The 6,165-nt window shown below is 64.1% G+C and carries 6 protein-coding genes; 3 read left to right on the top strand and 3 right to left on the bottom strand.

Going from position 1 to position 6,165, the window contains the following annotated elements:
- Positions 1 to 24: 24 nt before the first annotated feature.
- The gene (locus Q4A20_RS01350; RefSeq protein WP_303119307.1) at positions 25 to 774 is read right to left on the bottom strand and encodes a sulfite exporter TauE/SafE family protein; all 750 of its coding nucleotides are present in this window, start codon (positions 772 to 774) and stop codon (positions 25 to 27) included.
- A 175-nt stretch (positions 775 to 949) separates the two neighbouring features.
- Between Q4A20_RS01350 and Q4A20_RS01355 the strand changes: the two genes are divergently transcribed.
- Positions 950 to 1,138, top strand: coding sequence for a hypothetical protein (locus Q4A20_RS01355; RefSeq protein WP_303119310.1), 189 nt, complete (start codon positions 950 to 952; stop codon positions 1,136 to 1,138).
- A gap of 59 nt (positions 1,139 to 1,197) precedes the next feature.
- On the opposite strand, the gene Q4A20_RS01360 is transcribed toward Q4A20_RS01355, so the two are convergent.
- Both Q4A20_RS01360 and Q4A20_RS01365 read right to left on the bottom strand, forming a co-directional pair.
- Entirely contained in the window at positions 1,198 to 2,172 is a 975-nt protein-coding gene (locus tag Q4A20_RS01360; RefSeq protein WP_303119312.1) for an NADP-dependent oxidoreductase, read from the bottom strand.
- Positions 2,173 to 2,216: 44 nt separating this feature from the next.
- The gene (locus tag Q4A20_RS01365) at positions 2,217 to 2,870 is read right to left on the bottom strand and encodes a MerR family transcriptional regulator (RefSeq protein ID WP_303119314.1); all 654 of its coding nucleotides are present in this window, start codon (positions 2,868 to 2,870) and stop codon (positions 2,217 to 2,219) included.
- A 321-nt stretch (positions 2,871 to 3,191) separates the two neighbouring features.
- On the opposite strand from Q4A20_RS01365, the gene Q4A20_RS01370 reads away from it, so the two are divergent.
- A complete protein-coding gene (locus Q4A20_RS01370) occupies positions 3,192 to 4,382 on the top strand; it encodes a pyridoxal phosphate-dependent aminotransferase family protein (protein ID WP_303119317.1) in 1,191 nt (396 codons plus the stop codon).
- Positions 4,383 to 4,386: 4 nt separating this feature from the next.
- A partial coding sequence (locus Q4A20_RS01375; RefSeq protein WP_303119320.1) for an acyltransferase domain-containing protein occupies positions 4,387 to 6,165 on the top strand: 1,779 nt, incomplete at its 3' end.

A 6,165-nucleotide genomic window follows, 5' to 3' on the forward strand; every position in this document is an offset into this window, starting at 1 on the left:
CCGGGCGCCGTCGTCGGGCCGGGTTCAAAAGCCGAGCAGCAGCCAGACGGTCAGGACCAAGCCACCGGCCACGACGGCGGAGTGAATCACCCTTTCGGGAATGAGGCGCTGAATCAGGGGCGCCGCATAACCTCCGGCGAAGGAACCGGCGCCGACGGCGATCGCCGCACCCCAGTTGACCTCGCCATGCGCTATGAACAGAACCGCAGCAGAGAAGTTCGACAGGGTGAGCATAGGGGTCTTCATCACCACGGCCGCATGCGTGTTCATGGGTGTGCCCAGGGTGCAAAGGGCGAAGAACAGCACGCCCGCACCGGCACCGAAGTAGCCGCTGTACACGGTGATTGCGGCCAGCAGGGCGAGGAACGCGGTCGCCGGCAGACGGTAGTTGTTGGCGCCGCGACGCAACCGCGGGCTCAGCGCCACCAGGGCGGTCGCCAGCAGCACCAGCCAGGGCACGACGGCCTCGAATACGCCGGGCGGCGCCACCAGTAGCAGCACTCCGCCGAGCAGCCCGCCGACGACGGCGATGAGCGCCTGTGGGAGCAGCGGGTAGTAGCGAATCTGCCGCAGGCGGTCCCAGGAGGTAATGAGCGAGCCAATCCCGGCGGGGATGAGGCTGACCGTGTTGGAGGCGTTGGCCACCACCGGCGGCACTCCCAGGGCCAGCATTGCCGGATAGGAGACGAGCGAGGCCATCCCCACCAAGTAGCCGACGACGCCGGCGACAACGCCGGCGAGAAATAGTAGGGCGTAGGTGAGCATGGGCGACATCGCGGCCAAGCGTAGCCGCCGGGGCGGCGGAGTCGACGGGCACCGAATGCGTCCGCGCGGGTCGCGGTGGTGTGAGGCATGATACGAACAGGTGCCGAACCGGGGTGCGGGGGCGCCCTCCGGGCCCCCAATGCCGTCGGCGCGTCGGCGGCGATACCGAATCTGAGAGATAGGCATGCGCGCTCCTGTCGAGCACGAGCATGTCTACTACACCCCACCACCGCAAGACGACACCTACACCACCGCCGACGACCATGATACCGACTGCATCACCGGCGTCCAGGACGTCGGTGATGCAGACCGCCAGCCAAGCCCAGCCGGCAACCACCGGAACCAGACGCCCTCCACAAAACCCGGGGCTTGACACTTCTCGCTGGGCCCGCGACGAAGCCCGTGATACCCGCACCCGGCCGCCGGTCGGGGTTAGCTGATGTCGATGAGTACCTTGCCCTCTCCGTGCCCGGTCTCGACTAGGGCGTGGGCTTGGGCGATGTCGCGCAGGGGGAAGCGGGCCCGGATCACCGGGTGCAGCAGACCAGCATCGATCAGCGCGGCCACCTGGTCCAGCGCCGTGCGGCTGGGCTTGACTGACCAGAATACGATGCTCGGCCCCGGAAGGACCTTGCTGATGATGCTCGTGGCCATGCCGGCGGGCGAGATCGTGATCATTCGGCCCGAGCGTGTGAGTGTACGGCGCAGGGCCCACAGGTTCTTGCCCGTCGTGTCCAGGACCGCGTCGTAGCAGCCGGCAAGCCCAGACCACTGGGCCGGGTCGGGGTCGAATCGAGACCCGGCACCGAGTCGTTGCAGTAGCTCCTGGTGGCGCGCCGAGCTAATGGTGTCCGCCGCCGCGCCGCGTGCCCGGGCGACCTGGACCGTGGTGCTGCCCACGCCGCCGGCGCCGCCTACAACCAGCAGGCGGGAGCCCTCCTTGACTTGCAGTTCCTCCAGGGTCTGCCACGCCGTCACGGCCACCAAGGGGAGCGCAGCCAGGTTGGCAAGACCATGGGAGGTCGGAGCTGGAGCTGCCAGGTCGGCGCTGATGGCGATCTGGGTGGCAGCGGTGCCGTGCTTGCCGAGCTGGTCTGTGCCCAGGAATCCCCACACCTGCTGCCCGGGGCGGAAGCCGGAGACCTGCTGGCCGACCTGGGTCACCTCGCCGCTGAAATCCAGCCCGGTCGGCTGGGGCATGCGGCGACCGGTCATGAACTTGCTTCGCCCGGCCCTGGCGCTGGTGTCGATTCGGTTGACACTGATCGCGGTGACCTTGACTATGAGTTCTCCCGGCCCCGCCGATGGGGCGGGGGCGTCGACGACGGTCAGTTCCTTGGGTGAGCCGAAGCGGCCGTACTGGGCGACCACGATGGTGCCACCGGCTGTGTTCTGGGCAGCAGTCATGTCCTTACTCCTAACTCCTAGTAATCCGAGTACTCCGAGTACTCCTAGTGAGGTGTGGGTGAGAGCTTCTGGACGAGCTCGCGGTGGGCCAGTCGTCTTAGGCCGATCAGGATCGGGGCGTAGATCGCAGTGCCGAGCACCGCTGTCTGGGCCGCCTGGCTCGGGGTGTCCAGCGGGAGGTCGAGGAAGTCGGCCTTGGCGCACTCGCGTGCTGCCTTCACGTATGCCGCCAGGTGCTCGGCGTCCATGCCGACATCGCACTCGTCAGCCAGCGTCATGGCCTCAAGCAGCTGATCCACGTACGGGGCGTCGGGTAGATCGCTGAAGCCGGACTCCGCCAGAGCGGTCCGTGCCGCGGTTAGGTCGGTCGTCTCCTTCTCGCGTCCGGTCCGTATTCCCGCTAGTGGCAGAACGACGGTTGCGTCGGTCATCATGTCGGCCAGGTTCAGGTCCGGGCGGTGGATCAGTTTGAGGATCTGCCGCACCTGTCGGATCGATAGCCCGACAATGTGCACCAGTCCCCGGATGAGCCGTAACTGCTCCAGCGTGCGGGCACCGTCCGTGTCGAGATCCTGGCCCGGCTGTATCAGTCCTTCGCGGATGTAGTACTTGATCGTCGCCACCGGCATGCCAGACCTCTGCGACAGAACCGACAGGGGTACGGGTCCTCGTGCGTCCTCGGCCATTCTCGGTACCATGTGTCGATAGTAACACTCTCTACATGTAGTCACAATAGTGTTGAGTGCCGCCTGAAGGGTTGTGTGTCGCCATAAAGAGGCGGCTCGTCGCCTAGATCATGGCAAGGCGGAGCGGGATCTGGAAGGTCGTGAGCCCCGGATGTCTCTTGCGGGACTTATGGTCTGGAGTATAGGATAGTAGCGCTTCCTACAAAATGAACGCAGTCGTGTGACGCAAGACCGGTACTGTCAGGCTGGCCGCCGGGCCGTGTGGCCCGGCTTCCTCGGGTATCAGGTAACGTCGTCACGAGTTTGCCCCGAGTCGCGACTTTTGGACCCCTGATGATCAATACCACCTATGCACGCCGCTTCCACCAGGTCTCGACGGCAGTCCGCGATGGGATGGCGAGCGGCAACTACCCGTACGGGCATGCTCTCGCCAACGCTCAGCGCAACACTGCCACCCTCCCCACCGGAGACTCCGTGATCATGCTGACGTCTAACAACTACCTTGGTCTCAGTGTCGACGCCGATGTGATGGCTGCAGCAGAGCAGTCGCTCCGGCAGTACGGACTGTCCACCTGCGGTGCTCGGCTCCACAATGGGACCACGGTCCTGCACCGCGAGTTTGAGCAGGAACTGGCCGAGTGGCTCAACTTCGATGACGTCGTCCTGTTCAGTTCAGGCTTCCTGGCCAATGTCGCCCCACTCTCGGCGCTGGGGGGACCAGGCGTCGTCTACATCGCCGACCAACTCGACCACCAGAGTATCAGTGATGGCTGCGCCCAGTCTGGAGCGGACCTGCGGATCTTCCCTCATAACGACATGCTGAAGTTGGAGTACATACTGCGCCGCACCCAGGACTATGACTGCCGATTGGTAGTCGTTGACGGTGTCTACTCCATGGATGGGGATCTGGCGCCCCTGCCTGACATCCAGGAGCTGTGCCAGCGCTACGACGCGATGCTGATGGTCGATGATGCGCACGGCATAGGGGTCTTCGGTGAGACTGGTCGCGGCAGCTGCGAGCACTTCGGCATCACACCAGATATTCTGATGGGGACGCTGAGCAAGTCGTTCGGCTCCTCGGGCGGGTTCATCGCCGCCAGCCGCGAGGTATGTGACTATGTCCGGCACTCCGCCCACGGGTACATCTTCAACGCTAGCCCATCGCCGGTCCTGATCGGCGGTGCGCTCGCGGCGCTTCGCGCTATCCGCACGCGGCCGGAGCTGCGCAAGCGTCTCTGGGCTAACACCATTGCATTCCGCCAAGGACTCATGGACCAGGGGATCGAAATCACCTCGGGAGTCGCGCCGATCGTGCCGATCCCAGTGGGTGACGAGAACCTGGCCATGCAGATGACACGAGAGCTGCGAGACCAGGGCGTGTTCTTGTCGGTCGCTGCCTTCCCGGCGGTACCGAAGGGCAGGAGCCGCTTCCGAGCAACGGTGACGTCGATCTTGGAGGATCGGGACCTTGACTACGCCATCTCTGTAATCAGTACCGCCGCCCGCGAGAAGGGGATCGTCTGACATGTTGACCGATCAGACTAGCTTTACCAACCAGCGTCGAGCGCTGCGGCGGGAAGGACTCTTCCTGTCTCAGATTCAAGCCTCGCCCGCCTATGGAGTCGTCTTTCCCGGCCATGGCAGCCAATACCTCAACCAGCTGATAGATCTACGCTGGAGCGACCTCACCGTCGCCGCGGTCTTCGATGAGGCCGACGCCCTGTACCAGGATCGGTACGGGAGTCCGCTGTCGTCCAGTATCTACACGGACCACGGTGCTACGACAGCCACGCTATCGCAGCCCACTGCCATGCAGTGCGCGATTTTCACCGCGAGCATTGCCCAGTACCGTCGGCTGCTGACTATCGCTGCTCCCCCGAAGATCATCATCGGTCATAGCCTCGGCGAGTACGCGGCGTATGTGGCCAGTGGCGTTCTCAGCTTCGCGGACGGTTTAGCTGGGGTGATGGCGCGAGCCGAGGTTGTCTCCGAGATCCCCGCCGAACGGCGTGGCACGATGCTGGCGGTTCGGGTCCGAACCGAGCAGGAGGAACGGATATACCGGCATCTTCTGTTGTTGGCCATAGCCTCGGGAGACATCTGCGAAGCTATCGCCAACTCTGCCACACAGCGCGTTGTCTCTGGATCGGAGGCCTCGATTGCCGCGTTCGCTCAGACTGCGCAGGCTCACCAGTTGCAGGTCACTAGACTGCGGGTGACTCACGCTTACCACTCTCCGATGCTCCGTTCCTGCGTAGACCCGTTGCGTTCCCGCCTGGCGGAGCTCACCTTCCATCGGCCGTCGATCAGTGTCGTGTCGAGTGTCACCGGTGATATGCTCGACGACCCCACGGATCTGGCGGGTCTGCTCGCGGTCCAACTGGTGCAGCCGTTTGACTTCGGAGCCCTGCTAGCCAAGGCGTCCGAGCGTGGCATTCAGGACTTCGTCGAGGCTGGTCCAAGTGCTGTTCTGTCCGGGATCATCGAGAGTGGTGCCAGCGACGCCTGTTGCGTCCCGATGGATTCGCGACAACGTCCTGCTGTCGAGGATGAACGTCAGGTGCGACTTTACCTGACCAGCCTGGGGATCCCCCCGGCACACCTGCAACCGACCGCACCAGGGACTACGTGCGACGTCGTGCGCTTAGTAAGCGAGGTCACCGGATACCCGCGCTTTGCTCTCCCGGTCGACACGACCCTGGACCGTATCGGATTCGTCCCGCTGGTGCGACAGCGGCTGAGCAGCCGTCTGCGGTCGGAGTACGGCCCGGACTTCGGCAACCTGTCGTGCAGCATTAATCAGCTGCACGAGCGGATCGGCCACGTCGACAGCGAGCCGATCGCAGACACCGCAACCTCTACAACGACTGTCAGCGTCACCTCAACGACCGGCTCTGACACCGTTGAGGTGTTGGTGACTGAGTTGGTGTCGGCGGTGGTGTCGGCGACGGGGTATCCGGAGGAGGTGGTGGAGCCGGATCTGGACTTGGAGGCTGATCTTGGGGTTGATTCGGTGAAGCGGGCTCAGGTGGTTGCTGTTGTGGGTTCTGCTCATGGGGTGACCGAGGAGTCTGTGGATCTTACTGGTGCTGGCACTATTAGGCAGCTGGCGCAGTGTCTTGCTCTGGCAGTGGCACCTGCTGAGGTTGTCGAGCCCGAGCCATCTCCTGTGTCTGATCGGGTTCCGGTTGCGGTTCCTGCTTCTGCTGCGGTTGTTGAGACCGATCATGCTGTTACCGGTGCTGGTTCTGACGTTGAGGTGTTGGTGACTGAGTTGGTGTCGGCGGTGGTGTCGGCGACGGGGTAT

Origin of the sequence: Actinomyces sp., assembly GCF_030530635.1 — a bacterium.
Taxonomy (GTDB): domain Bacteria; phylum Actinomycetota; class Actinomycetes; order Actinomycetales; family Actinomycetaceae; genus Actinomyces.

What these genes read in the sequence shown, in the direction of transcription:
- Q4A20_RS01350 (WP_303119307.1), bottom strand. Translation starts at nt 774, where the DNA reads ATGTCGCCCATGCTCACCTACGCCCTACTATTTCTCGCCGGCGTTGTC.
- Q4A20_RS01355 (WP_303119310.1), top strand. Translation starts at nt 950, where the DNA reads ATGCGCGCTCCTGTCGAGCACGAGCATGTCTACTACACCCCACCACCG.
- Q4A20_RS01360 (WP_303119312.1), bottom strand. Translation starts at nt 2,172, where the DNA reads ATGACTGCTGCCCAGAACACAGCCGGTGGCACCATCGTGGTCGCCCAG.
- Q4A20_RS01365 (WP_303119314.1), bottom strand. Translation starts at nt 2,870, where the DNA reads ATGGTACCGAGAATGGCCGAGGACGCACGAGGACCCGTACCCCTGTCG.
- Q4A20_RS01370 (WP_303119317.1), top strand. Translation starts at nt 3,192, where the DNA reads ATGATCAATACCACCTATGCACGCCGCTTCCACCAGGTCTCGACGGCA.